This is a genomic window from Corallococcus sp. CA041A, from assembly GCF_003612075.1.
GTDB lineage: Bacteria > Myxococcota > Myxococcia > Myxococcales > Myxococcaceae > Corallococcus > Corallococcus exiguus.
The window spans coordinates 1-890 of record NZ_RAWF01000568.1 but is presented as its reverse complement, the minus strand read 5'-3'; the positions used below and the strand labels follow the sequence as shown (position 1 = coordinate 890).

At 64.9% G+C, this 890-nt stretch carries 1 pseudogene; it reads left to right on the top strand.

Features of this window, described 5'->3' with window-relative positions:
• Positions 1–278: 278 nt before the first annotated feature.
• A pseudogene (locus tag D7V77_RS42205) lies at positions 279–767 on the top strand (transposase); the annotation flags it as partial.
• Between the last annotated feature and the right edge of the window lie 123 nt (positions 768–890).

Below are 890 nucleotides of genomic sequence, written 5' to 3'. Positions count from 1 at the left end.
GCAACAGGCCCTTGACGTACCAGTCCATGGCCCGTCGCCGTTCGACTCGGCCCAGGCCCGAGAACATCGACTCGAGGAAGCTCTCCAGCTCCCCCTCCAACCGCTTCAGTTGCGTCGGTGTCATGCAGGGGGAACAGTCCGCCCACCCTCACGCATTCTTGATGTGACCAAGTCGTACTAGAGCGCCGATCAGGTTACGTCGAGGGAGCAGGCAAGCGGCAGAGGATCGACGCGGGCTGTCGCCGTGTGATCAGGTCGCCACCTCACGGAGGTGGCTCGTGGAACGCTGGAAGCCGACTGTGGAGCAGAGCACCCGGGAGCAGCGCCTGCTGAAGCTTGCGGGCAAGAGCAGGAAGCTCTTCGTCTTCCTGCGCGAGCACCGGCACGAGTTGTTCGACGAGGCCTTTCAGGACGAACTCGAGGCGATGTACCGACAAACGGGCCAGGGGCAAGAGCCGCAGCCGCCCGCGATGATGTGCATGGCGCTGCTGGTGCAGGCCTACACGCAGGCGTCGGACGCCGAAGCCGTGTGTCTGTCGGGCACTGACAGCCGGTGGCGAATGGTCTTGGACCGACTGGGTGCCGACGAGGACGAGCCAGCCTTCTGCCAGGGCGGGCTGCAGCAATTCCGGGAGCGACTCATCGCGACCGAGATGGACCGCCGACTGCTGGAGCGCACCGTCGAGGTGGCGAAGCGGACGAAGGGGTTCGATTCGAAGAAGACGCCGAAGACGCTGCGAGTGGGGGTGGACAGCCGCCCTTTAGAGCGCCTAACAAAAGTCAGGTTTGAAAGGGAGGGTGGCCGGAGAGCCGGGCCATGAGCACCTGGGCTTCATGGCTCGCGACCTCGTACCGGACGCGCTATGGGAGCGGGTGGCTCCACTGCTTCC